Here is a 24,481-nt window from a genome sequence, read left to right as displayed (position 1 = left end):
ATATAATAGTAATAAGAAATTGTAAGGGAGTTGATACCATGCATATTTTGATTGCACCTGATTCATTTAAGGAAAGCCTATCAGCACTTGAAGTTGCAAAATCAATTCAAAATGGATTTCGCAAAGCTTTGCCAAATGCAACATTTGATTTGATGCCAGTAGGTGATGGTGGTGAAGGAACACTTGAAGCATTAACAGACGGTTTACATTTAAAACGTGAAACTTGTACTGTGACTGGTGCACTTGGTGATACTGTCGAAGCACATTATGCAACAAATGGTCGCCTAGCCGTTTTTGAAATGGCTGATATTTGTGGCTTGGAAAAAGTTCCGCTCAATCAACGTAATCCATTGGCCTTAACAACTCGAGGTGTCGGTGAGATGATTGGCCATTTGGTAGAAAATGGTGTGCAAGAAATTATGGTTGGCGTTGGCGGTAGCTCAACCAATGACGGCGGTATTGGTATGGCAGCAGGTCTAGGTTATCGCTTTTTTGATAAATCGGGTCACGAAGTTGCTGCGATTGGAAAGAACCTCGGTGAAATAGCTATGGTGTCATATGAAGATTGTCACTGGGATTTATCGAATGTAAGAATTACAGTTATTACTGATGTTACAAACCCACTATGCGGACCAAACGGTGCAACTTATATCTTTGGTGGTCAAAAAGGGCTTGCAGAAGGTGACTTCGCAAGCGTTGATAAGGATATGGAACAATTCTATCAAACTTTCTTCCCAGCTGTTCTTGAGGTAGCTGGAGCAGGAGCGGGTGGCGGTATGGCAGCAGGCCTATCAGCCTTTACAGGTGGTGAAATCATTTCTGGCATAGACGCAGTCCTAAACATCCTTGATTTTGATCGACGTGTGAAGAATGCTGATATTGTCATTGTTGGTGAAGGTCGCATGGACAAACAAAGTCTCTCAGGCAAGGCACCAGTTGGGGTTGCACAGCGAACTCCACGAGGAAAACTTGTAATCGCCATTTGTGGTAGCCTAAAAAATGATTTACCAGCATTTCCAAATTCAAATATTCAAGCGGCATTCCCAATTATTTCAAGCGTTGACACTCTGGAAAATACCTTAGCAAAAGCTAGAGAAAATCTAGAACGCACCGCTCAAAATATTGGTAATTTATTAGCGATAAAAAATCATTAATCCTTTTTGAATAATTTTGACAAGAAGCCTTTCTTAGCAGGGGCTTCTTTTGTTTCCTTTTTCTGAGTTGGAAATTGTTCAGATAGCAGAGGGTTATCGACATTTTCAGCCTGATTAGAGTGCACAATGATACCGTAAGGTGATTGTGCATTTTTTTCATCAACGATAGTTGCTTGATTTCCTAGCTCTTGAGCAATTTTCATGTAAAAGACTTGGTTTGAAACGGATAATTTTGGTGAAATTTTAACTGACAAGCTATCATATTTGCCATTTAAATCTTTTAAAATGTCACTAAAACGTTTTTGAACATCTTCTAAACGACTATCTTCAAGCGGAATAGATAGTACCACACGCTCTGCAAATGTTCCGAAATAAAGACGTTGTTCATCAGGATTAAGGCGCTTTTCACCAGTTGCAGCCTGCAGTACTTTACTTTCTAAATCAGCCATATCATAACCTCCATGGTTTATTTACAACTATTATAAGTTAAATTTACTAAACTGTCAGATTTGGACTGTTTTAACCTCAAATTATGGAAAAAGCCATGAAAGTTGGTAGCGATTTTCAAAAATTATCGTTTTTATTTGCCTAAGCGCCGATATTATGGTATTATTTTAGTGTAAAAATATTAAAAACTCATAAGGAGAGTAACATAATGTCAATTATTACTGATGTTTACGCTCGCGAAGTCCTTGACTCACGCGGTAACCCAACACTTGAAGTAGAAGTTTACACAGAATCAGGCGCATTCGGTCGCGGTATGGTTCCTTCAGGAGCTTCTACTGGTGAACACGAAGCAGTAGAACTTCGTGACGGAGACAAATCTCGTTACAACGGTCTTGGTACTCAAAAAGCTGTTGACAACGTTAACAACATCATCGCTGAAGCAATCATCGGTTTCGATGTTCGTGATCAACAAGCTATCGACCGTGCTATGATCGCTCTTGACGGTACTCCAAACAAAGGTAAACTCGGTGCAAATGCTATCCTTGGTGTTTCTATTGCCGTAGCTCGCGCAGCTGCTGACTACCTTGAAGTTCCACTTTACAGCTACCTTGGTGGTTTCAACACTAAAGTTCTTCCAACTCCAATGATGAACATCATCAACGGTGGATCTCACTCAGACGCTCCAATCGCTTTCCAAGAATTCATGATCGTACCTGCTGGTGCACCTACATTCAAAGAAGCTCTTCGTTGGGGTGCTGAAATCTTCCACACTCTTAAGAAAATCCTTAAAGAACGTGGTCTTGAAACAGCTGTTGGTGACGAAGGTGGTTTCGCTCCTAAATTTGAAGGAACTGAAGACGCTGTAGAAACAATCATCAAAGCTATCGAAACTGCTGGTTACAAACCAGGTGAAGATGTATTCCTTGGATTTGACTGTGCTTCATCAGAATTCTACGATAACGGAATCTATGACTACACTAAATTCGAAGGTGAAGGAGCTGCTAAACGTACTGCTTCAGAACAAATCGATTACATCGAAGAATTGGTTAACAAATACCCAATCATCACAATCGAAGATGCAATGGACGAAAACGACTGGGACGGATGGAAAGAACTTACTAAACGTCTTGGTAAACGTGTTCAATTGGTCGGTGATGACTTCTTCGTAACAAACACTTCATACCTTGCACGTGGTATCAAAGAAGAAGCTGCTAACTCAATCCTTATCAAAGTTAACCAAATCGGTACTTTGACTGAAACATTCGAAGCTATCGAAATGGCTAAAGAAGCTGGTTACACTGCAGTTGTATCACACCGTTCAGGTGAAACTGAAGATTCAACAATCGCTGACATCGCAGTTGCAACTAACGCTGGTCAAATTAAAACTGGTTCACTTTCACGTACTGACCGTATCGCTAAATACAACCAATTGCTTCGTATCGAAGACCAACTTGGTGAAGTAGCTGAGTACCGTGGATTGAAATCATTCTACAACCTTAAAAAATAATCTCTGATTATATAAGGTTTAAAGACTCTGTCTGTTAAGACGGGGTCTTTTTTTATGTAGAAACGGAAAATTTATTGTTGTTTTATTATTTTGGTTACATAACTTAAAAACTCAGCATAATTCTTTGACAACGATTACAAGATGGTGTTACAATGACGGTGAAAAAGATGAAATCCATAATAGTTGTTAGAATCGTTTAAACGTTTCTTACGTTATCATTAGCCTTTGATGTATATTTTCCACAAAAACGATATCGGAGGTTTCGTTATGAATAAAATTGTTAAGTTAACAGGAGTAGCGTTGCTGAGCATTTTCTTGGGTGCTTGTCAGGCAAATCAAACTACTGACTCTTCAAGTCAAGCAAGTAGTAGCCAACAGTCGTCAAGCTCAACAACATCAGCCTCATCTGAAACGACTCCATCAAGTTCAGAAGCAGCTGCAGTAGAAACACAGTCGACAGAATTAGACGGTACTTATGTTTTGGAAGAACCTGATGAAGTTAAGACATTGACCATCAAAGACGGCGCTGGTAGTCTTGAAAGCAAGGAAAATGATGGTGAAGTTGATGTTGATCAGGTTAAAGTTGATGCTAGCAAACAGACTATTTTGATTGGTGATGATCTAAAGGATTATCGCTTGAATGGTAATCAGCTCATCTTGACTGAAGCTGATGGTGATCAGGATATTTACACTAAACAATAAAAAAAACAGAGCTCAGCTTAGCTGGGTTCTGTTTTTATACGTTTGATTGCTAGATAGTGTTAGTCGATTCTCTCAAATACCATAGTAGCTTGGATTCGGTCAGCACCGCTTAGTCCTTTGCTGCCTCCGTTTGTAGTTGTGATTGTGTGTAAACGGTAGCCTTTATCAGCTTGTTCGTTGATAACTTTTTCTAACTCTGTTAGATTTCCTGAACCAGTTCCGATGAATTTTTCTTTTAGGGTAACTTGAAGAACGACATATTTTAGCCCATCTGAACCAGATGCAGTTGAAAAAGTACTTTCGTCTTTCACATTATTGAATAATCCCATTTTTTCCTCCAATCTTAATCGCGTGATGATAACGCTTTCTATAATTTAATTCTATGACTTTAGATGGATTAGGTCAAAGATTTACTGGGTGTATTTACAAAAAAACGCCTGAAATCATCAGACGTTTTGGTTTTTTATTTTCCAAATTCTGCTTTACTTTTTGTATCAGCATACTCTTCGGCGACTTCTTTTGAAAGGATGTCGTTGTAGCTTGGTAGTGAAATACTAGAGCCGTATTTGTTTTTCAAAGCAGTTGTTACAAGACGGTAAGCAAGGTTTGCATTACGTGAGAGAATTGGTCCGTGGAAGTAACTACCGTAGACATTTTTGTAATGAACACCTTCAGTGCCGTCTTCTTTGTTGTTACCATTTCCGTAGACACACATACCTAAAGGTTTTTCATCCTCTGACAAGAATGTACGACCTTGGTGGTTTTCAAAGCCATAGTAGGTCTCATCAAATTCTTCGTTATGGATTTTGATATCTCCGATGAAACGGTTATTATCCTGACTTAGAGTGTAGTGTCCCATGACACCAAGTCCGTCAATTTTTTCGCCGTTTGCTTGGACATAATATTGACCAAGCAATTGGAATCCACCGCAGATGGCAAGAATGACTTTATCTTTATTGATGAAATCAGCGATAGCTTCTTTTTTACCTGGAAGGTCTTTGGCGACGATTGATTGTTCGTAATCTTGTCCCCCGCCAAAGAAGACCATGTCATAATAATCAGCGTCGAAATCATCTCCGAGTGAGACAATGTCGAAGGTCATTTTAGCACCTAATTTTTCACCGACGTATTTCATCATCAAGATATTACCGTTGTCACCATAGGTATTCATAAGATTTCCGTAAAGATGGGCAACGTTAAGCTCGAATTGATAGTCTTTGTTTGCAGGAGATTGTAGTGAAGTGTAAGTCATCTTAGTTCATCTCCTTTCCAACAGCATGACGGCTAGCCAAGATTTCTCGGAATTGTAGCATAGCTGTGTAAGTAGCCAAAATATAGGCGTGGTCAGTTGGTTGTGCTTCAATCAATGCCATAATATCTTCGAGACTTTCAGCTTCTGTGATTTTGTTTTCATTGTAGCCAGTGACACGTAGGCGACGTGCTATTTCAGAATGACGAACACCACCAGCGAAGATTTGTGGAATATCCATCTCAAGGATAGACTCGAAATTCGCATCCCAAATCCAACTTGTATCAATACCGTCAGCATAGTTTGCGTTAAGCAAAACAGACAGTGTAAACGGATAAGGAGCCAACTTAATCATATCAAGTGCTTGGCTGGCACCAACTGGGTTTTTAATAAGAACCAAGGTACATGATTTGTTACCAATTTTGAAGGTTTCTTGGCGACCAAAGACAGCGCGGCTCTTGTCAAATCCTGCTTTGATTTTTTCAGGTTCGACACCGAAAAATTCAGCGACAGAAACAGCAGCAAGTGCGTTGTAGATATTATACAAACCACCAACGTTAATCTTGTAATCTTGACCATCGATGACAAATTCTGATGTTGTATTTGTGATTTTTGTCAAATCAGTCAAAGCGTAATCAAGTTTTGGACGGTGGAAACCGCAATTTCCACAAACGTAATCACCTAGGTTAGCGTAAGTGTTTAGTTTGTATTTTAGGATACTTTGACACTCAGGGCACAAAATACCTTCAGTATTGTAATGAGCTAACTCTGGGTCATGTTTTTCAGTATCAAAACCATAGTATTTTACTGGATTAACAACTTTGGTTGAATTAAAGAGTGGGCTGTCACCGTTAGCTAGGATTGTAGCTTTAGGAGCTTTAGCAGCACCGTCTAAAATCATTTGGTAAGTTGTGTAAATTTCACCATAACGGTCCATTTGGTCACGGAAGATATTTGTGAAGACAAAAAGGCTTGGTGTGATGTACTCAGTGATTTTTGGAAGGCTCGCTTCGTCGATTTCAAGCACAGCAATTTTCTTACCAGATTTTGCTCTTTTAGCGGTTAAGAAAGTTGATGTAATCCCAGTAATCATGTTAGCACCGCTTGGATTTGTCACGATTTCACCAAATGCTTCTCGTAAAATACCAACAGTGAGAGCAGTTGTAAGTGTCTTACCGTTTGTTCCAGTAACGACTACGATTTCATAATCTTTTGCAATCGTATCTAAAATGTCTTTGTCGAATTTGAGGGCGATTTTTCCAGGCAAAGTTGAACCACGTCCCATTTTTGAAAGAATGGCGTGAGCTGCTTTACCAGCTGTAATTCCCATTAATGTGTTTGCTTTCATAGGAATATTGTACCATAAAAAGGGCTTTTCTAATAAAGAAAATCTGTTTTAAAAGTGGTATAATAGAAAGGTAGTTTTAATTAGTTAGAGAAAAGAGATGTATGTATGAGTAATTTAGCGGCTATTGATGCCAAATTCTGGGCAACTTTAGTTGAAAATCCATGGACTATTGTTGTTCATTTGCTAGATATTTTAATTGTAGCCTATTTTATTTATCGATTAATAAAAGCCTTGGCGGGCACGAAGATTATGTCCTTGATTCAAGGGGTTGTCTTCTTTATCCTACTAAAATTCATCGCTGAGTGGATTGGATTTACGACAATTTCGTATTTGATGAATCAAGTTATCACATATGGTGTTATTGCCTGTGTTGTTATATTTGCGCCTGAAATTCGAACAGGACTTGAAAAATTTGGTCGTTCAACACAAGTTTTTTCACAAACACAACAAGTCAGTGACGAAGAAAAACTCGTTGAAGCACTGGTTAAATCAGTTGCTTACATGAGTCCACGTAAGATTGGGGCGTTGATTTCAATTGAACGAACTCAGACCTTACAAGAATATATTTCAACAGGGATTCCTTTGAATGCTGATATTTCAAGTCAACTCTTGATTAATATTTTTATTCCAAATACGCCTTTGCATGATGGTGCTGTCATTATCAGAGGAAATAAAGTCGCAACGGCATGTTCATACCTTCCTTTGTCTGAGTCAATGGCAATTTCAAAAGAATTTGGGACACGTCACCGTGCTGCTATTGGTCTGTCTGAAAACTCAGATGCCTTGACTATTGTCGTTTCAGAAGAAACTGGTGGCATTTCAATCACATCAAAGGGTGAATTTTTGCATGATTTGTCAAAAGAAAACTTTGAAGCTATTCTTCGCGCGCATTTGATTCCTGAAGTTGTGGAAGAAGAACACTGGTATCAAAAATTTTGGAGGAAGAAAAAATGAAAAAGTTTTTCAATAGTCAATTTTGGTTGGTTATTGTGTCAATTTTCCTTTCTATTCTCCTATTTTTGGCTGCTACAACAAGTAATTATACGCACGTTGGTTCACAAGTTTCTGGTGCTACAGAGACCTATACCCACACTTTGACTAATGTGCCCATTGATATCAAATATGATAGTGATAAGTACTTTATTAGTGGTTATTCTTATGAGACTGAAGTTTATTTGACCTCAATCAACCGTGTGAAACTTGATTCAGAAATCAATAATGACACAAGAAGTTTTAAGGTTGTTGCTGATTTGACGGGACTAGGAGAAGGAACTCAAACAGTTCCGCTAAAGGTTACGAATTTGCCATCTGGCGTTACCGCAACAGCCTCACCTAACAATATTTCTGTAACAATCGGTAAGAAAAAAACAAAAACATTCAATGTTCAAGGCAAAGTTGACGTCAGTCAATTGGCACCAGGCTTTGAATTGAAAAAAGTTTCAACCGATGTTTCAGAAGTCGAAGTGACAAGTGATGAATCAATCATTGATCAGATTGATCACGTTGTTGCAAATCTTCCGGAAAATGAAGTTCTTAACGGCAACTATAGCGGACGAGTCGCCCTTCAAGCAGTTTCTGCTGATGGAACAATTTTAGCTAGTGCTATCAACCCATCAAAAGCGCGCCTTGAAGTTAGTGTTAAGAAATTAACCAAGACAGTTCCTGTAAGAGTTAAGTTGACTGGAAAGATGAATGATAAAGTTTCGGATATCTCTTATAATCTGAATCAAGATCAAGTAACAATCTCTGGAAGTCAAGCAGCTCTTGATGCTGTTAACGAAGTTATTGCTACTGTTGATGTGTCAAATATTACAAAAGACACAAACTTGAGTGTCAATTTGGCGGCAGATAAAGTATCAGTTGAGCCATCTGTCGTGACTGTACAGTTGACAGCAACAAAAAAATAGTAGATAATAACAAAGATAGTCTATTAGTGAATAATAAGAGTTGTCCTTAAGACTTAACTCTTTGGTAAAAATGAATTTAGTAATGGAGGAAGCGAAATTTTCGCTAAATGAATAATGGGAAAATATTTTGGTACTGATGGTGTTCGTGGAGAAGCAAATGTTGAGTTAACTCCTGAGTTAGCCTTCAAATTGGGTCGCTTTGGTGGTTATGTTCTTAGCCAACATGAAACAGAACGTCCAAAAGTATTCGTCGCACGCGATACTCGTATTTCAGGTGAAATGCTTGAATCAGCTTTAGTTGCTGGTCTTCTTTCAGTTGGTATTGAAGTTTACAAACTTGGTGTTTTAGCAACTCCAGGTGTGTCATATCTTGTTCGTACTGAAAAAGCTAGCGCTGGTGTTATGATTTCAGCTAGTCACAACCCTGCACAAGATAACGGTATTAAATTCTTCGGTGGTGATGGCTTCAAATTGGCTGATGACCAAGAATTAGAAATCGAAGCTCTTCTTGATGCTCCAGAAGATACTCTTCCACGTCCTTCAGCTGAAGGTCTTGGAACACTTGTTGATTATCCAGAAGGACTTCGTAAATACGAAAAATTCCTTGTTTCAACAGGTGTTAGCCTTGAAGGAATGAAAGTTGCTCTTGATACTGCAAATGGTTCAGCTTCAGTGTCTGCACGTGATATTTTCTTAGATTTGGATGCTGATATTACAGTTATCGGTGAAGATCCAGATGGACTTAACATCAACGCTGGTGTTGGTTCTACTCACCCGGAACAATTGCAAGCACTTGTTAAAGAATCTGGTGCAGCTGTTGGTTTAGCATTTGATGGTGACAGTGACCGCTTGATTGCCGTTGATGAAAATGGTGAAATTGTCGATGGTGACAAAGTAATGTACATCATTGGTAAATACCTTTCTGAACGTGGTCAATTGGCTCATAACACAATCGTTACAACTGTTATGTCTAACCTTGGTTTCCACAAAGCACTTGACCGTGAAGGTATCAACAAAGCTATCACAGCCGTTGGTGACCGTTATGTTGTTGAAGAAATGCGTAAATCTGGTTACAACCTTGGTGGTGAACAATCAGGTCACGTTATTATCATGGACTACAACACAACTGGTGATGGTCAATTGACTGGTATTCAATTGGTTAAAGTTATGAAAGAAACTGGTAAACCACTTTCTGAATTAGCTGCTGAAGTGACTATCTACCCACAAAAATTAGTTAACGTTCGTGTTGAAAATAGCATGAAGAGCAAAGCGATGGAAGTGCCAGCTATCGCTGAAATCATCAGCAAAATGGAAGAAGAAATGAATGGAAACGGTCGTATCTTGGTTCGCCCAAGTGGTACTGAACCACTTCTTCGCGTTATGGCTGAAGCGCCAACTGATGAAGAAGTTGACTACTATGTAAACACTATTGCTGATGTTGTTCGTAACGAAATCGGTATCGACTAAATTCAATAAAGAAGAAAAGGTTTGGGTGTTAAGCTCAGACTTTTTTGTGTTTATTTCATTGGTTATCTTTCTTAAAAATGTTATAATAACGTCATGCTAACAAAACCAACATCAGCTTATGTACATATACCATTTTGTACGCAAATTTGTTATTACTGTGATTTTTCAAAAGTATTCATCAAAAATCAGCCTGTTGATGCTTATTTGCAGGCTCTTATTCGTGAATTTGAATCATATGATATCAAAAAATTGCGTACTTTATATATCGGAGGTGGCACTCCAACCTCAATTACTGCAGAGCAATTGGAGTATTTATTGACGAATTTGACAAAACATTTGGATTTAAGTGCATTGGAAGAATTCACTATTGAAGCAAATCCAGGTGATTTGACAGAAGATAAGATTGAAGTGCTGAAAAACTCAGCAGTTAATCGCGTTTCACTTGGTGTTCAGACTTTTAACGACAAACATTTAAAAAAAATTGGTCGTAGCCACAATGAAGCTCAGATTTATTCAACGATTGAGAATCTTAAAAAAGCTGGATTCCATAATATTTCGATTGATTTGATTTATGCTCTTCCTGGGCAAACGATGGAAGATGTCAAAGAAAATGTTGCCAAGGCAATTGCTCTTGATATTCCACATTTGAGTTTGTATAGTCTGATTTTAGAGCATCACACAGTTTTTATGAATAAGATGCGTCGCGGTAAATTGCAGTTGCCGCAAGAGGATTTGGAAGCGGAGATGTTTGAATACATTATCTCAGAGTTGGAGAAAAATGGCTTTGAGCATTATGAGATTTCAAACTTTACAAAACCTGGCTTTGAAAGTCGTCATAATTTAATGTATTGGGATAATGCGGAGTATTATGGCGTTGGAGCAGGTGCTTCTGGCTATTTGAATGGTGTGCGCTATCGTAATCGTGGACCAATTCAGCACTATCTAAAGGCTGTTTCAGAAGGTAATGCTCGATTGTCGGAAGAGACTTTGACAAAAGAAGAGATGATGGAAGAAGAATTGTTCTTAGGATTACGCAAAAAATCTGGTGTTTCGATTGCTAGATTTGAAGAAAAATTCGGTGTGTCTTTCGAAGAACGTTATGGACAAATTGTAAGGGAACTTTGCAACCAAGGGCTTTTAGTGCCAGATGACAAAGTTGTTCGTATGACCAAAAAAGGATTATTCTTGGGAGACACTGTCGCGGAGAGATTTATATTGGAGTAACAAGATGGGATTAAGTTATAGAGAAAAATATCAAGTGCCTTTTTATGAAAGTGATATTAATCAAAATATGAAATTGTCACAGCTTTTATCGCTAGTTTTGCAGGTTTCTGGAAAACAATCGCTGAGCTTAGGAATGAGTGACGAACATATTTATAAAACTTACAATCTTGTTTGGATTATTACAGAATACGCTATTGAAATTGAACGATTGCCAAAATACACTGAAAATATCGTGATTGAAACAGTACCAACGGCTTACAATAAGCTATTTTGTTATCGCGATTTTAATGTCTATAGTGAATCTGGTGAAAAACTTTTGACGATTCATTCAACGTTTGTTTTGATGGATTATGATACTCGTAAAGTACATCCTGTTTTAGATGAGATTGTAGATGTTTATCAAGTTGAAAAAGTGAAGAAATTCTTCCGTGGACCACGTTACGAAGGTCTTGAAAATCCAGAAGAAACACTTTATCATGTTAGATTTTTTGATCTTGATTTGAACGGACATGTTAATAATAGTAAATACCTTGAGTGGATGTACGATGTGCTTGATGTGAAGTTCTTAGAAGAGTACATTCCTCATCGCATTAATTTAAAATATGTGAAAGAAGTTCACTATGGACATGACATCAAGTCACGTGTAGAGAGAGTTGGATTGACAACAAAACACGAAATTGTCACACAAGGTGCAGTGAGAGCGCAAGCACTCATTGAATGGATGAAAAAATAATTAGGAAGTAATGCTTAATGACCTTTTTAAGTTTAAAAGAAAGGTCATTTACTATTTTATATTGGAGGAAAAATGACTTATAAAGGCTATTTAATCGACTTGGATGGAACTATTTACAAAGGAAAAAATCGTATTCCAGCAGGGGAACGTTTTATTCAACGACTTCAAGAAAGAAATATTCCTTACGTTTTAGTAACGAATAATTCAACTCGTACACCTGAAAAAGTACAAGAAATGTTGTCAACTCAGTTCAATGTTCACACACCACTTGAAACAATTTACACAGCAACAATGGCTACGATTGATTACATGAATGACTTGAATCGTGGTAAGACAGTTTATGTGATTGGTGAAACTGGTTTGAAAACGGCTATTGCTGAGGCGGGTTATGTAGAAGATACTGAAAATCCAGCTTATGTAGTTGTTGGTCTTGATAATGATTTGACTTATGAAAAATTAGCAGTAGCGACATTGGCTATCCAAAAAGGTGCTGTCTTTATCGGAACAAATCCAGATTTGAACATTCCAACTGAACGTGGATTGATGCCAGGTGCGGGCGCTATTAACAAATTATTGGAAGCAGCCACTCGCGTGCAACCAGTCTTTATTGGAAAACCAAATGCTATTATCATGAATAAAGCTCTCGATGTTCTTGGAGTTAAGCGTGAAGAAGCTATTATGGTTGGTGACAATTATCTGACAGATATTATGGCGGGAATTCAAAATGATATTGCAACACTTCTTGTCACAACTGGTTTTACTAAACCTGAAGAAGTCCCAACTCTTCCAGTAAAACCTAATCACGTTCTTGCTAGTCTTGATGAATGGAATTTTGATGAAAACTAAAATTTGGACCTTTAGCACTTGGTTGTGGTTACTGTCACTCGCAGTCCTTGTTGCCATTTACGGCGCGTGGTTGATTTATCCACTAGAGATTGACTGGCTAAAACTAAGTCTCCAAGTGACTATCACAAAAGATGAGCTTTTGAAAAATTTTAATATCTTGATGACTTACCTGACTAATCCACTATCACACAAGTTATCCATGCCGGATTTTCCATCATCAGCTAGTGGTCTCAAGCATTTTCGTGATGTTAAACACCTTTTTCACTTAGCACAAGCTGTCTTTATTATTTTGCTATATCCTTCTTGGCGATTTTTGAAAAATAGCAGAGCTGAAAAGTCACTTTTTCTTCATCAAAGAGCTTTTACCTTAGCTGCAATTTTACCGATTGTTATTGCAGTAGCAGGGCTTTTGATTGGTTTTGACCAATTCTTTACTCTCTTTCATGAAGCCTTATTTCCTGGTGATAGCAGTTGGCTTTTTAACCCAGCGACTGACCCAGTTATCTGGGTTTTACCAGAAGAATATTTCATGCATTGCTTTATCATTTTCTTTGTAGCTTATGAAGTGATGATGCTGAGTTTAGTTGCAATAGCTCGCAAGCAATTAAATCATCGCCTAAAAAATAACGAGAGAAAGGATAAAAAATGACACTTGCATGGTATTTTTGGCTACTGTTTGCAGTAGCGTGGATATTTGCCATTACATTTTGGGTAAAATCCTCTAACATTTCGCAAAAATGGCTGCGCATCACCTATGTCATCTGCGGCATCATCGCCTTTCTCCTCCCCTTCTTCTGGGGCTGGTTGGTGAGTTAAGCAAGCAATAAAAATAAAAAGAAAACAAGCGTGGAAACGCTTGTTTTTTAATAATTTGAGGAGTAAAATAAACTTGTTTAGTTTTGTTATATTTATTTGAAACAGCAAACAAAAAAATGCACCCGAATCGGGTGCCACTTTTACAAGTTGTGTACGGACAAAGCCTTATTTTAACTCGCTGTGTTGTTTCGAATAGTTCCAACAAACATATTATATAATAATTACTTATTATTTACAAGTGATATTATATAGAAATTGTTAAAGCTATAAAACGCACAACTCTAAAACTAAAATACAACTCCTATTTTATTCTATCAAAATTTTATATTAATATCACTATTTATTTGATTTTTAAAAATTAAATGGTATACTTTAATTAAAACGAGTTGTATTTTAAGGAGATAGAAATGATAAGAATCAAATTTGGCAAGGATAAACTTATAATTTTAACTGAATTACTAAAATTTTTGAAAAGTTTTATAGATTTGATAAAAATTTTTACTTCTTAAAAAACTTTTTTATAAATCTTTTTATCTTCAATACTTCAGAGGAGGAAAATTATGACTAAGAAAAATTATTCAATCGGACTTGATATTGGTACGAACAGTGTTGGTTGGGCTGTGATTACTGATGATTACAAGGTTCCAGCTAAAAAAATGAAAGTTTTAGGAAATACTGATAAAAAGTATATTAAGAAAAATTTATTGGGAGCCTTATTGTTTGATAATGGCGAAACAGCAGAAGCAACTCGCTTAAAGCGTACTGCTAGACGACGTTACACACGCCGCAAAAATCGTTTACGCTACCTACAAGAAATTTTTGCTAAAGAAATGGCAAAAGTTGATGAAAGCTTCTTTTATCGTCTTGATGAATCTTTTTTGACAGATGATGATAAAACCTTTGATTCTCATCCAATTTTTGGAAATAAAGCAGATGAAATAAAATATCATCAAGAATTTCCAACCATCTATCACTTGCGAAAACATCTTGCTGACTCTCAGGAAAAAGCAGATTTACGTTTAATCTATCTTGCTTTAGCACACATGATTAAATTCCGTGGGCATTTTTTAATTGAAGGTGAATTGAATTCTGAAAATACAGATGTTCAAAAATTATTCGAAGCTTTTGTTGAAGTGTATGATAGATCCTTTGATGACAGCCACTTATCAGAAATTACGGTTGACGCTTCAAGTATTCTAACAGAAAAATTTAGCAAATCACGTCGTTTAGAGAATCTTATTAAACACTATCCGACAGAAAAGAAGAATACCTTATTTGGAAATCTTGTTGCTTTAGCTCTAGGATTACAACCAAACTTTAAAACAAGTTTTAAACTATCTGAAGATGCTAAATTGCAATTTTCTAAAGATACTTATGAAGAAGATTTAGAAGAGTTGCTTGGAAAAATTGGTGATGAGTATGCGGACTTATTTACATCAGCTAAAAATCTTTATGATGCTATTTTGTTGTCAGGAATTTTAACAGTAGCTGATAATACCACAAAAGCTCCACTATCAGCTTCAATGATTAAGCGTTACAATGAACATCAAGTAGATTTAAAAAAATTAAAAGAATTTATCAAAAATAATGCTTCTGATAAGTATGATGAAATTTTCAACGATAAAGATAAGAATGGTTATGCTGGTTACATTGAAAATGGAGTTAAACAAGACGAATTCTATAAATATTTAAAAACAACACTTTCTAAAATTGATGGAAGTGATTATTTCCTTGACAAAATTGAACGTGAAGATTTTTTAAGAAAACAAAGAACATTTGATAATGGTTCAATTCCGCATCAAATTCATTTACAAGAAATGCATGCTATTTTACGTCGTCAAGGTGAGCATTATGCATTCTTGAAAGAAAGCCAAGCTAAGATTGAAAAAATCTTAACCTTTAGAATTCCTTACTATGTTGGTCCACTGGCACGAAAAAATAGTCGATTTGCATGGGCAGAGTATCATTCTGACGAGAAGATTACACCGTGGAATTTTGATGAGATTATAGACAAAGAAAAGTCAGCCGAAAAATTCATTACACGCATGACTTTAAATGATTTGTATTTACCTGAAGAAAAGGTTCTACCAAAACATAGTCTTGTTTATGAAACTTATACTGTTTATAATGAATTGACAAAAGTTAAGTACGTTAATGAACAAGGCAAATCAAACTTTTTTGATGCAAATATGAAGCAGGAAATTTTTGAACATGTCTTTAAAGAAAATCGTAAAGTCACTAAAGATAAATTTCTAAACTATCTTAATAAAGAATTTCCTGAGTATCGTATTCAAGATTTAATCGGGCTTGATAAAGAAAATAAATCATTCAATGCTAGTCTTGGAACTTACCATGATTTGAAAAAGATTTTGGACAAATCATTCTTAGACGATAAAACTAATGAAACGATAATTGAAGATATTATCCAAACATTGACTTTATTTGAAGATAGAGATATGATTCGTCAGCGTCTTCAAAAATATAGCGATATCTTTACACCACAACAATTGAAAAAATTGGAACGCCGTCATTATACAGGATGGGGACGTTTATCATATAAATTGATTAATGGTATTCGAAATAAAGAAAATGGGAAATCGATTCTTGATTATTTAATTGATGATGGTTATGCTAACCGTAATTTTATGCAATTAATTAGCGATGATACGTTGCCATTTAAACAAATTATTAAAGACGCACAAATTATTGGTGACATTGATGATGTTACAAGTGTAGTACGCGAATTACCTGGAAGTCCTGCTATCAAAAAAGGTATCCTACAAAGTGTCAAAATCGTTGATGAGCTAGTTAAAGTGATGGGACATAATCCTGATAATATTGTTATTGAGATGGCGCGTGAAAATCAAACAACTAATAGAGGAAGAAATCAATCTCAACAACGTTTGAAAAAACTTCAGGACTCATTAAAAGAATTAGGAAGTAATATCCTTAATGAGGAAAAACCATCGTATATTGAAGGTAAAGTTGAAAACAACCACCTCCAGGATGATCGTCTATTCCTTTATTACATTCAAAATGGTAAGGATATGTACACTGGTGATGAGTTAGATATCGACCATCTAAGTGATTATGATATTGACCACATCATTCCTCAAGCCTTTATTAAGGATGACTCAATTGATAATCGAGTATTGACAAGTTCTGCTAAGAATCGAGGTAAATCAGATGATGTACCAAGTCTTGATATTGTTCATGATAGAAAGGCAGATTGGATTAGATTATACAAATCTGGGTTAATTTCTAAGCGTAAATTTGATAATTTGACTAAAGCAGAACGTGGTGGTTTGACTGAAAATGATAAAGCAGGATTTATTAAGCGTCAATTGGTTGAAACACGTCAAATTACAAAACATGTAGCGCAAATTTTAGATAGTCGTTTTAATACTGAACGTGATGAAAATGATAAAGTAATTCGTAATGTTAAAGTTATTACTTTGAAATCAAATCTAGTTTCACAATTCCGAAAAGATTTTAAATTTTATAAGGTTCGAGAAATTAATGATTATCATCATGCTCAGGATGCGTATCTCAATGCAGTTGTTGGAACAGCGTTATTGAAAAAATATCCTAAATTAGCTCCTGAATTTGTTTATGGTGAGTACAAGAAATATGATATTCGTAAATTTATCACTAGTTCAGGTGATAAAGCAACAGCAAAATATTTCTTCTATTCAAATTTGATGAATTTCTTTAAACGTGTTATAAGATATTCAAATGGTAAGGTAGTAGTTCGACCGGTTATTGAGTGTAGCAAGGATACTGGTGAAATTGCTTGGAATAAGCAAAAAGATTTTGAAAAAGTTCGAATGGTTCTTTCTTATCCGCAAGTTAATATTGTTAAAAAGGTTGAAACTCAGACTGGAGGATTCTCAAAAGAATCTATTCTACCTAAAGGTGATTCTGATAAACTAATTCCACGAAAAACAAAGAAATTCCGCTGGGATACTCCAAAATATGGAGGATTTGATAGCCCAAACATTGCTTACTCTGTTTTTGTTATAGCTGATGTTGAAAAAGGCAAGGCTAAAAAATTGAAAACTGTAAAAGAATTGGTGGGAATATCAATTATGGAGCGCTCTTCCTTTGAAGAAAATCCAGTTGTATTTTTAGAAAAGAAAGGGTATCAAAATGTTCAAGAGGATAACTTGATAAAACTTCCTAAATATAGTCTTTTTGAATTTGAAGGTGGAAGAAGACGTTTATTAGCCAGTGCTTCAGAACTTCAAAAGGGAAATGAAGTAGTACTTTCACGTCATTTAGTAGAATTACTTTATCATGCTCATCGAGTTAATAGTTTTAATAACTCTGAACATTTGAAATACGTTAGTGAGCATAAGAAAGAATTTGGAGAAGTCTTATCTTGTGTAGAAAATTTTGCTAAGTCATACGTTGACGTTGAAAAAAATCTTGGCAAAATTAGAGCAGTTGCTGATAAGATAGATACATTCTCAATTGAAGATATTTCAATATCATTTGTCAATTTATTAACATTGACTGCACTAGGAGCACCAGCAGATTTTAACTTCTTAGGTGAAAAAATTCCACGTAAACGTTATACTTCAACCAAAGAATGTCTAAATGCAACCCTCATCCACCAATCTATCACTGGTCTTTATGAAACACGTATTGATTTGAGTAAATTAGGAGAAGAGTAATGGGATGGCGTACAGTTATTGTAAACGAGCATTCGAAATTATCATATAAAAATAATCATTTGATTTTTAAGGATGCTTATCATACTGAGATGATTCATTTAGAAGAAATTGATATTCTTTTGCTTGAAACGACAAATATTGTTTTGACGACGATGTTGATTGAACGTTTGGTTGATAAAAATATTTTAATTATTTTTTGTGATGAGAAACGTTTGCCAACTGCAATGCTGACGCCTTATTATGGACGCCATGATTCTAGTTTACAGCTGACAAATCAAATTGCATGGGCTGATGAAGTCAAGTGTGATGTCTGGACTAACATCATTGCACAGAAAATTTTAAATCAGAGTATGTATCTAGGTGAGTGTTCTTTCTTTGAAAAATCACAATCGATTATGGATTTATATCATGGTTTAGAACCTTTTGACCCTAGTAATCGCGAAGGGCATTCGGCTAGAATTTATTTCAATACCTTGTTTGGAAATGACTTTTCTCGTGAACAAGATAATGACATTAATGCTGGGCTAGATTATGGTTATACTTTGTTGTTAAGTATGTTTGCGCGTGAACTAGTTGTTTGTGGCTGCATGACTCAGTTCGGCTTGAAGCATTCTAATCAGTTTAATCAATTCAACCTAGCAAGTGACATAATGGAACCATTTCGTCCAATCGTTGATAGAATTGTGTACGAAAATCGTAATGCTTCCTTTGTCAAAATTAAACGCGAGTTGTTTACGATGTTTGATGAAACTTATTATTACAACAATAAGGAAATGTATTTAAATAACATTGTTAGTGATTATACGAAAAAAGTAGTCAAAGCTCTTAATCATAGTGGGAAAGGAGTTCCTGAATTTAGGATATGAGTTATCGATATATGCGAATGATTTTAATGTTTGATATGCCCACAGAGACTGTCGAGGAGCGCAAGGCTTACCGTAAATTTCGCAAGTTTTTGCTTAGTGAAGGTTTTATCATGCACCAATTTTCTGTTTATAGTAAATTACTGCTAAATAATTCTGCTAATAAAGCGATGATTGATAGACTTCAGGCAAATAATCCTAAAAAAGGGAGCATCACTCTTTTGACTGTGACTGAAAAGCAATTTGCTCGTATGATTTATCTTAACGGTGAAAGAGATATGAGTGTGGCTAATTCTGATAAGCGGCTTGTGTTTTTAGGAGAGGATTATAGTGATGAAGATTAATTTTCCGATACTTGATGAGCCAATAGAAATTTCAGGTGGCACAATTCTAGCAGTTGAAAATGTAACAGTTTTTTCAAATCTTGTTAGACAATTCTATTCTTACACAGAAGAAAGTGAGTTGAAATTGTTTGACAAAAAAATGAAATCATTGAAAGAATCAGAGTTACTTTTAGTGACAGATATTTTGGGATTTGATGTCAATTCTTCATCTATGCTCAAATTAATTCATGCTGATTTAGAAAGTCAATTGAATGAGAAACCAGAAGTAAAATCGATGATTGAAAACCTGGCTGATACAATTACAGAATTAATTGCTTATGAGTGTTTAGAAAATGAACTTGATCTTGAATATGATGAAATCACAGTTCTTGAGTTGATAAAAGCTCTTGGTGTTAAGATTGAAACACAAAGTGATACGATTTTTGAAAAATGCTTTGAAATTCTTCAAATATATAACTATCTTAGTAAAAAGAAGTTACTTATTTTTGTGAATAGTGGAGCTTATTTGACCCAAAATGAGATAGAAAGATTGATGGAATATATCAAGCTTTCAAATCAAAAAGTTCTTTTTCTAGAGCCACGAAAAGTTTATGATTTTCCACAATATGTTTTGGATAATGATTATTTTTTGATTGCAGAAAACATGAGTTAAAAACGAATAATAAAGTATCTACACTTTTTGTAGATACTTTTTCTTATGTTTTGACATATACGCATAATACGTATAAAATAAAGGAGGAGAGTAGCTGTGCCAAAAACTGGGAAAGAGCTAGCTAAAATAGCAATTTCAAAAGGATGGAAAGAAGTTCGTGTAAAAGGAAGTCATCATCAATTCAAAAAAGATGGGAAATCTTATATTGTCACAATACCAATTCATGGTAATAAGGTCGTTGGAGCAGGCTTAGAGAGAAAAATTCTTAAAGATTTAGATTAGAGGAGGCAAATTGATGTTAAAAACATATCCTGCAATTTTTCACAAAGAAGAAGGCGGAAGTTTTTGGGTAGAATTTCCAGGATTCGGTGGTGGAACTGAAGGTAAAGATATCGAGGAAGCTATGAAGAATGCTCGTGAAATGCTTGAGAGTTCGCTAGCTGCGTATTTAGATGAAGGACTTGCTCTTCCAAAAGTTATTGATATGAGTGAACTAAAGGTTGATGATGGCTTCATTACTCTGATTCAAGCTGATCCTTCACCGTATTTAAAAAAGACAAAAGCTATTCGTAAGAATGTTACGGTACCAGAATGGTTGGTCAGATTAGCTGACCGAGAGCAGGTAAATTATTCTGAGGTTTTAACAAAAGCTTTGGAGAAAAAGTTGCAACTATAAGTTTTACGATTGCTCAGGAACGTTGAAAAATCAAGGATTTTTAGGTATAATAAAGCTAATATTATGGAGCTGTTCGAGGCTGAAGTCTGGTTGAGACAAATGGCGCGATTACGAAATTTCGTGAGAAAAAATGGTCCACGAGGTTTTAGAGCTGTGCTGTTTCGAATGGTCCCAAAACAGGAAGGTGTACAGAACTTTTATCAATACTGTTTTAGAGCTGTGCTGTTTCGAATGGTCCCAAAACTCAGCGCGTGCAAGCCAGCTTTAATGGTGGGTTTTAGAGCTGTGCTGTTTCGAATGGTCCCAAAACTACCAGACGCTTACGTTCGTTATTTAGAGGAGTTTTAGAGCTGTGCTGTTTCGAATGGTCCCAAAACTAGTTCGACTGAAGTAAAACGTAATAAAGAGTTTTAGAGCTGTGCTGTTTCGAATGGTCCCAAAACTAGTTCGACTGAAGTAAAACGTAATAAAGAGTTTTAGAGCTGTGCTGTTTCGAATGGTCCCAAAACTCTATTTTTCGTTCTAACAGATTAGCATACGTTTTAGAGCTGTGCTGTTTCGAATGGTCCCAAAACAAAATGTCTTGGAAAAAAGTCTAGCTGCAGGTTTTAGAGCTGTGCTGTTTCGAATGGTCCCAAAACGAGATTTTTTAAAATTTTTTTGACAAGGGGGTTTTAGAGCTGTGCTGTTTCGAATGGTCCCAAAACACGGAGAATTGAAAATCTTCGAACACAAAAGTTTTAGAGCTGTGCTGTTTCGAATGGTCCCAAAACACTTGATAATTGTAAAAATCAGAATTGGTTGTTTTAGAGCTGTGCTGTTTCGAATGGTCCCAAAACTATTGCCAAGCTCCCCAAGCATTATTGGCTGTTTTAGAGCTGTGCTGTTTCGAATGGTCCCAAAACATAATCTAAAAACCACTATCAACGAATCCAGTTTTAGAGCTGTGCTGTTTCGAATGGTCCCAAAACAGAACGTTACGGCGCTTACATACAATCACAGTTTTAGAGCTGTGCTGTTTCGAATGGTCCCAAAACAATAAACAAACCCTAGCCGGTTCCCTAACGTTTTAGAGCTGTGCTGTTTCGAAAAATTCTCTAACTAAAACTTTAGTGAAAATCACTTTCAATGTTTTTCAAAAGTTTTCTTTTATGGTAAAATTGAAAGTGAATTTATTTTAGTTAGATAGGTTGGATTGTTTACATGGAAAAAACTTTCTTTATGATTAAACCGGATGGCGTGAAACGCGGACTTGTAGGTGAAGTGCTTAAACGTATTGAACGTCGTGGTTTCAAAATTGAAAAATTAGAAATGCGTATGGCAACTCCTGAGTTGTTAGAAAAACACTATGAAGACTTGGTTGACCGTCCATTCTTCCCACTAATCGTTGACTTTATGACAAGTGGTCCAGTGATTGCTGGTGTTATGTCAGGAGAAGAAGTGATTACTTCTTGGCGTACAATGATGGGTGCAACAAACCCTAAAGAAGCTCTTCCAGGAACAATCCGTGGTGATTTTGCTCAAGCACCAGCTGAAGGCGCTGCAACATTTAATATCGTTCACGGTTCAGATTCACCAGAATCAGTAGAACGCGAAATCGCCCTTTGGTTTGGGGAATAAAATAATTAAATAAGGAATCATTCGGAGCTGAAGTCTGGCTGAGACAAATGGCGCGATTACGAAATTTCGTGAGGAAAAATGGTCCACGAGGTTTTAGAGCTGTGTTGTTTCGAATGGTTCCAAAACGACCGCTACTACACATTTAGTTATTGGATTGTTTTAGAGCTGTGTTGTTTCGAATGGTTCCAAAACCTAACTGGCTTGCGTAACGACCTTACAGCAAGTTTTAGAGCTGTGTTGTTTCGAATGGTTCCAAAACGATGCACTGAATAAAATAAATAACCCATAAGTTTTAGAGCTGTGTTGTTTCGAATGGTTCCAAAACGATGCACTGAATAAAATAAATAACCCATAAGTTTTAGAGCTGTGTTGTTTCGAATGGTTCCAAAACAGCACCTTATAGTCAAGCCCCCGAAGACCTGTTTTAGAGCTGTGTTGTTTCGAATGGTTCCAAAACCATCTTGTTCCTTTTTGTGTTCACACCCCAGTTTTAGAGCTGTGTTGTTTCGAATGGTTCCAAAACTGACGATGAAGTCTGGGTCAAAGACAAAGAGTTTTAGAGCTGTGTTGTTTCGAATGGTTCCAAAACCGGATTTTAAATGGGCGTGCAATCAATTAAGTTTTAGAGCTGTGTTGTTTCGAATGGTTCCAAAACATGCGCAAGCTGCAGGTTGTCAATGTCAGAGTTTTAGAGCTGTGTTGTTTCGAATGGTTCCAAAACAACTCATTCCCAAAATTATGGTCACGATAAGTTTTAGAGCTGTGTTGTTTCGAATGGTTCCAAAACCGGACATGACGACAACGGTGCGAAGACTGTGTTTTAGAGCTGTGTTGTTTCGAATGGTTCCAAAACAACAGTTTTAAACAATTGCCGTTGAAAGCAGTTTTAGAGCTGTGTTGTTTCGAATGGTTCCAAAACAAAACCAGGCAATTATTATTGTGCTGATTGGTTTTAGAGCTGTGTTGTTTCGAATGGTTCCAAAACTCATACTTATCTTGATTAGCGGTATGCTATGTTTTAGAGCTGTGTTGTTTCGAATGGTTCCAAAACTGATGATTTGTCTGTTTCATTCGACTACGGGTTTTAGAGCTGTGTTGTTTCGAATGGTTCCAAAACGGAAAGACGACCAGCTAGAAGATTGGTAAAGGTTTTAGAGCTGTGTTGTTTCGAATGGTTCCAAAACTCCTCACAGTAATCTTCCCAAATGTTACTTGTTTTAGAGCTGTGTTGTTTCGAATGGTTCCAAAACGGAAGACAAACCAAAAATGAACACAGCACTGTTTTAGAGCTGTGTTGTTTCGAATGGTTCCAAAACTTGACACGCAATACTTGTCCGACGTAGATAGTTTTAGAGCTGTGTTGTTTCGAATGGTTCCAAAACCCTTAGAAGAAGCTGCAAAAGTTAGAAAAGGTTTTAGAGCTGTGTTGCTTCGAATGGTTCCAAAATAATTGTAACTACTAAATATGAATATACCAAAACCCACCTAGTTCTTCACTAGGTGGGTTAACTCTATGTGGGTCATAGGTTTGCGAAATTTAGTTAGTCATCTAGGTGGTCGACGGCGTATTGGGCTTCTTCGGCGGTGAATTTTTCACCGTGTTCAGAAGTTAGTTGGTCGTAGATTTCTTCTGATGACAAGTCGAGTGTTTTCTTATAGCTTTTTGCTTTTTCTAAGGCAGCCTTTTTATAATCTAATTTTGCGTGGTCGATAGCGTACTGAGCTTGGTCTGCAGTGAATTTATCACCATTTTCGTTAGATAGTTGGTCATAGATGCCTTGTTTAGACATGTGCATGATTTTGTAGTAGCTTTTTGCCTTTTTTAAAGCAGCTTTTTTATAATTTGCTTTCAAGTGGTCAACAGCATACTGCGCATCAGCTTCGGAGTAATTTTCAACTTCGGAAGTGAGCTGGTCATAAATGTCTAATTTTGACATGTTCATGAGTTTATAATACTTTTCAGCTTTCTTCAAAGCTTCTTTTTGTGAATTTGTTGTAGCAGCATAAACGACAGTAGGTTGTGTTGCAGCAGGAAGTGGAAGAGTAGCGAGGCTTGAGAATCCCAAAAGTGCTGTAGCAGTAACAATAATAACTGTTTTCTTTTTCATCTTGTTCTCCTTATCATTCTTGAAGATTTGCAGTATACGTATGCCAAAAATGATTAATACACCAAATTCTCAATTAGATGATAACGCTTTCTTTAAGATTTGTAAAATGATTTGCGGTAGCTGATTTTAGCGATATTTATCG

General features: G+C 36.3%; 23 protein-coding genes and 2 CRISPR repeat arrays. Of the genes, 18 read left to right on the top strand and 5 right to left on the bottom strand.

Features of this window, described 5'->3' with window-relative positions; genetic code table 11:
• Positions 1-38: 38 nt before the first annotated feature.
• Positions 39-1,154 (top strand): glycerate kinase, encoded by a 1,116-nt coding sequence (locus ACNTMY_RS06140; RefSeq protein WP_423213956.1) that lies wholly within the window; start codon positions 39-41, stop codon positions 1,152-1,154.
• On the opposite strand, the gene ACNTMY_RS06135 is transcribed toward ACNTMY_RS06140, so the two are convergent.
• Positions 1,151-1,603: a DUF1694 domain-containing protein gene (locus ACNTMY_RS06135; RefSeq protein WP_423215781.1), complete on the bottom strand. Its 453-nt coding sequence runs from the start codon at positions 1,601-1,603 to the stop codon at positions 1,151-1,153. The two genes, ACNTMY_RS06140 and ACNTMY_RS06135, sit on opposite strands and share 4 nt — an antisense overlap.
• Positions 1,604-1,809: 206 nt before the next feature.
• Between ACNTMY_RS06135 and eno the strand changes: the two genes are divergently transcribed.
• Both eno and ACNTMY_RS06125 read left to right on the top strand, forming a co-directional pair.
• The gene (gene eno, locus ACNTMY_RS06130; protein WP_423215780.1) at positions 1,810-3,108 is read left to right on the top strand and encodes a surface-displayed alpha-enolase; all 1,299 of its coding nucleotides are present in this window, start codon (positions 1,810-1,812) and stop codon (positions 3,106-3,108) included.
• Between the two features lie 267 nt (positions 3,109-3,375).
• On the top strand, positions 3,376-3,810 hold the full coding sequence (locus ACNTMY_RS06125; RefSeq protein WP_423215779.1) for an SP_0198 family lipoprotein: 435 nt from the start codon (positions 3,376-3,378) through the stop codon (positions 3,808-3,810).
• A 59-nt stretch (positions 3,811-3,869) separates the two neighbouring features.
• Here ACNTMY_RS06125 and ACNTMY_RS06120 read toward each other — a convergent pair whose 3' ends face one another.
• The 3 genes from ACNTMY_RS06120 to murT all read right to left on the bottom strand — a co-directional run bounded on the left by ACNTMY_RS06120 (position 3,870) and on the right by murT (position 6,407).
• Positions 3,870-4,139 (bottom strand): DUF4177 domain-containing protein, encoded by a 270-nt coding sequence (locus ACNTMY_RS06120; protein ID WP_074479525.1) that lies wholly within the window; start codon positions 4,137-4,139, stop codon positions 3,870-3,872.
• A 134-nt stretch (positions 4,140-4,273) separates the two neighbouring features.
• Positions 4,274-5,062: a lipid II isoglutaminyl synthase subunit GatD gene (gene gatD / locus ACNTMY_RS06115; protein WP_423215778.1), complete on the bottom strand. Its 789-nt coding sequence runs from the start codon at positions 5,060-5,062 to the stop codon at positions 4,274-4,276.
• A gap of 1 nt (position 5,063) precedes the next feature.
• Positions 5,064-6,407, bottom strand: coding sequence for a lipid II isoglutaminyl synthase subunit MurT (gene murT / locus ACNTMY_RS06110; protein ID WP_423215777.1), 1,344 nt, complete (start codon positions 6,405-6,407; stop codon positions 5,064-5,066).
• Positions 6,408-6,512: 105 nt separating this feature from the next.
• Here murT and cdaA point away from each other — a divergent pair, with 105 nt between their 5' ends.
• From cdaA to ndk, 15 genes are all read left to right on the top strand, one after another.
• Complete coding sequence (cdaA, locus tag ACNTMY_RS06105; RefSeq protein WP_423215776.1) at positions 6,513-7,361, top strand: diadenylate cyclase CdaA; 849 nt, start codon at positions 6,513-6,515, stop codon at positions 7,359-7,361.
• A complete protein-coding gene (locus ACNTMY_RS06100) occupies positions 7,358-8,314 on the top strand; it encodes a CdaR family protein (protein WP_423215775.1) in 957 nt (318 codons plus the stop codon). Before cdaA ends, ACNTMY_RS06100 begins: the two co-directional genes overlap by 4 nt.
• A 114-nt stretch (positions 8,315-8,428) precedes the next feature.
• A complete protein-coding gene (gene glmM, locus ACNTMY_RS06095; RefSeq protein WP_021142665.1) occupies positions 8,429-9,781 on the top strand; it encodes a phosphoglucosamine mutase in 1,353 nt (450 codons plus the stop codon).
• Positions 9,782-9,874: 93 nt separating this feature from the next.
• Positions 9,875-11,005 (top strand): radical SAM family heme chaperone HemW, encoded by a 1,131-nt coding sequence (gene hemW, locus ACNTMY_RS06090; RefSeq protein WP_423215774.1) that lies wholly within the window; start codon positions 9,875-9,877, stop codon positions 11,003-11,005.
• Positions 11,006-11,009: 4 nt separating this feature from the next.
• A complete protein-coding gene (locus ACNTMY_RS06085) occupies positions 11,010-11,738 on the top strand; it encodes an acyl-ACP thioesterase domain-containing protein (protein ID WP_423215773.1) in 729 nt (242 codons plus the stop codon).
• A 72-nt stretch (positions 11,739-11,810) separates the two neighbouring features.
• A complete protein-coding gene (locus tag ACNTMY_RS06080; protein WP_020917067.1) occupies positions 11,811-12,584 on the top strand; it encodes a TIGR01457 family HAD-type hydrolase in 774 nt (257 codons plus the stop codon).
• Entirely contained in the window at positions 12,574-13,233 is a 660-nt protein-coding gene (locus ACNTMY_RS06075; protein ID WP_423215772.1) for a TIGR01906 family membrane protein, read from the top strand. Before ACNTMY_RS06080 ends, ACNTMY_RS06075 begins: the two co-directional genes overlap by 11 nt.
• On the top strand, positions 13,230-13,400 hold the full coding sequence (locus tag ACNTMY_RS06070) for an NADH-quinone oxidoreductase subunit L (RefSeq protein WP_074483651.1): 171 nt from the start codon (positions 13,230-13,232) through the stop codon (positions 13,398-13,400). Before ACNTMY_RS06075 ends, ACNTMY_RS06070 begins: the two co-directional genes overlap by 4 nt.
• A gap of 560 nt (positions 13,401-13,960) precedes the next feature.
• Entirely contained in the window at positions 13,961-18,076 is a 4,116-nt protein-coding gene (gene cas9 / locus ACNTMY_RS06065; protein WP_423215771.1) for a type II CRISPR RNA-guided endonuclease Cas9, read from the top strand.
• A complete protein-coding gene (cas1, locus tag ACNTMY_RS06060; protein ID WP_423215770.1) occupies positions 18,076-18,942 on the top strand; it encodes a type II CRISPR-associated endonuclease Cas1 in 867 nt (288 codons plus the stop codon). Before cas9 ends, cas1 begins: the two co-directional genes overlap by 1 nt.
• Positions 18,939-19,283 carry a CRISPR-associated endonuclease Cas2 gene (gene cas2 / locus ACNTMY_RS06055; RefSeq protein WP_004232475.1) on the top strand — a complete coding sequence of 115 codons (345 nt, stop codon included), beginning with the start codon at positions 18,939-18,941 and terminating at the stop codon, positions 19,281-19,283. The genes cas1 and cas2 overlap by 4 nt, the downstream gene beginning before the upstream one ends.
• Positions 19,273-19,935, top strand: a complete 663-nt coding sequence (csn2, locus tag ACNTMY_RS06050) for a type II-A CRISPR-associated protein Csn2 (RefSeq protein ID WP_423216871.1) — start codon at positions 19,273-19,275, stop codon at positions 19,933-19,935. Before cas2 ends, csn2 begins: the two co-directional genes overlap by 11 nt.
• Before the next feature lie 96 nt (positions 19,936-20,031).
• Positions 20,032-20,217: a type II toxin-antitoxin system HicA family toxin gene (locus tag ACNTMY_RS06045; protein WP_423215769.1), complete on the top strand. Its 186-nt coding sequence runs from the start codon at positions 20,032-20,034 to the stop codon at positions 20,215-20,217.
• 13 nt (positions 20,218-20,230) lie between these two features.
• A complete protein-coding gene (locus ACNTMY_RS06040; RefSeq protein WP_074566516.1) occupies positions 20,231-20,611 on the top strand; it encodes a type II toxin-antitoxin system HicB family antitoxin in 381 nt (126 codons plus the stop codon).
• A 142-nt stretch (positions 20,612-20,753) separates the two neighbouring features.
• A CRISPR array of direct repeats spans positions 20,754-21,713; the repeat unit is 36 nt.
• A 101-nt stretch (positions 21,714-21,814) separates the two neighbouring features.
• Complete coding sequence (gene ndk / locus ACNTMY_RS06035; protein ID WP_004232469.1) at positions 21,815-22,231, top strand: nucleoside-diphosphate kinase; 417 nt, start codon at positions 21,815-21,817, stop codon at positions 22,229-22,231.
• 89 nt (positions 22,232-22,320) lie between these two features.
• A CRISPR array of direct repeats spans positions 22,321-23,679; the repeat unit is 36 nt; unit sequence GTTTTAGAGCTGTGTTGTTTCGAATGGTTCCAAAAC.
• Positions 23,680-23,772: 93 nt separating this feature from the next.
• Here ndk and ACNTMY_RS06030 read toward each other — a convergent pair.
• The gene (locus ACNTMY_RS06030; protein ID WP_420543358.1) at positions 23,773-24,339 is read right to left on the bottom strand and encodes an Ltp family lipoprotein; all 567 of its coding nucleotides are present in this window, start codon (positions 24,337-24,339) and stop codon (positions 23,773-23,775) included.
• Positions 24,340-24,481 lie beyond the last annotated feature (142 nt).

Origin of the sequence: Streptococcus equinus (genome assembly GCF_049393735.1) — a bacterium.
Classification (GTDB): domain Bacteria; phylum Bacillota; class Bacilli; order Lactobacillales; family Streptococcaceae; genus Streptococcus; species Streptococcus equinus_G.
Note: the sequence above shows the minus strand (reverse complement) of the source record. Positions and strands in the feature narration are given on the sequence as shown.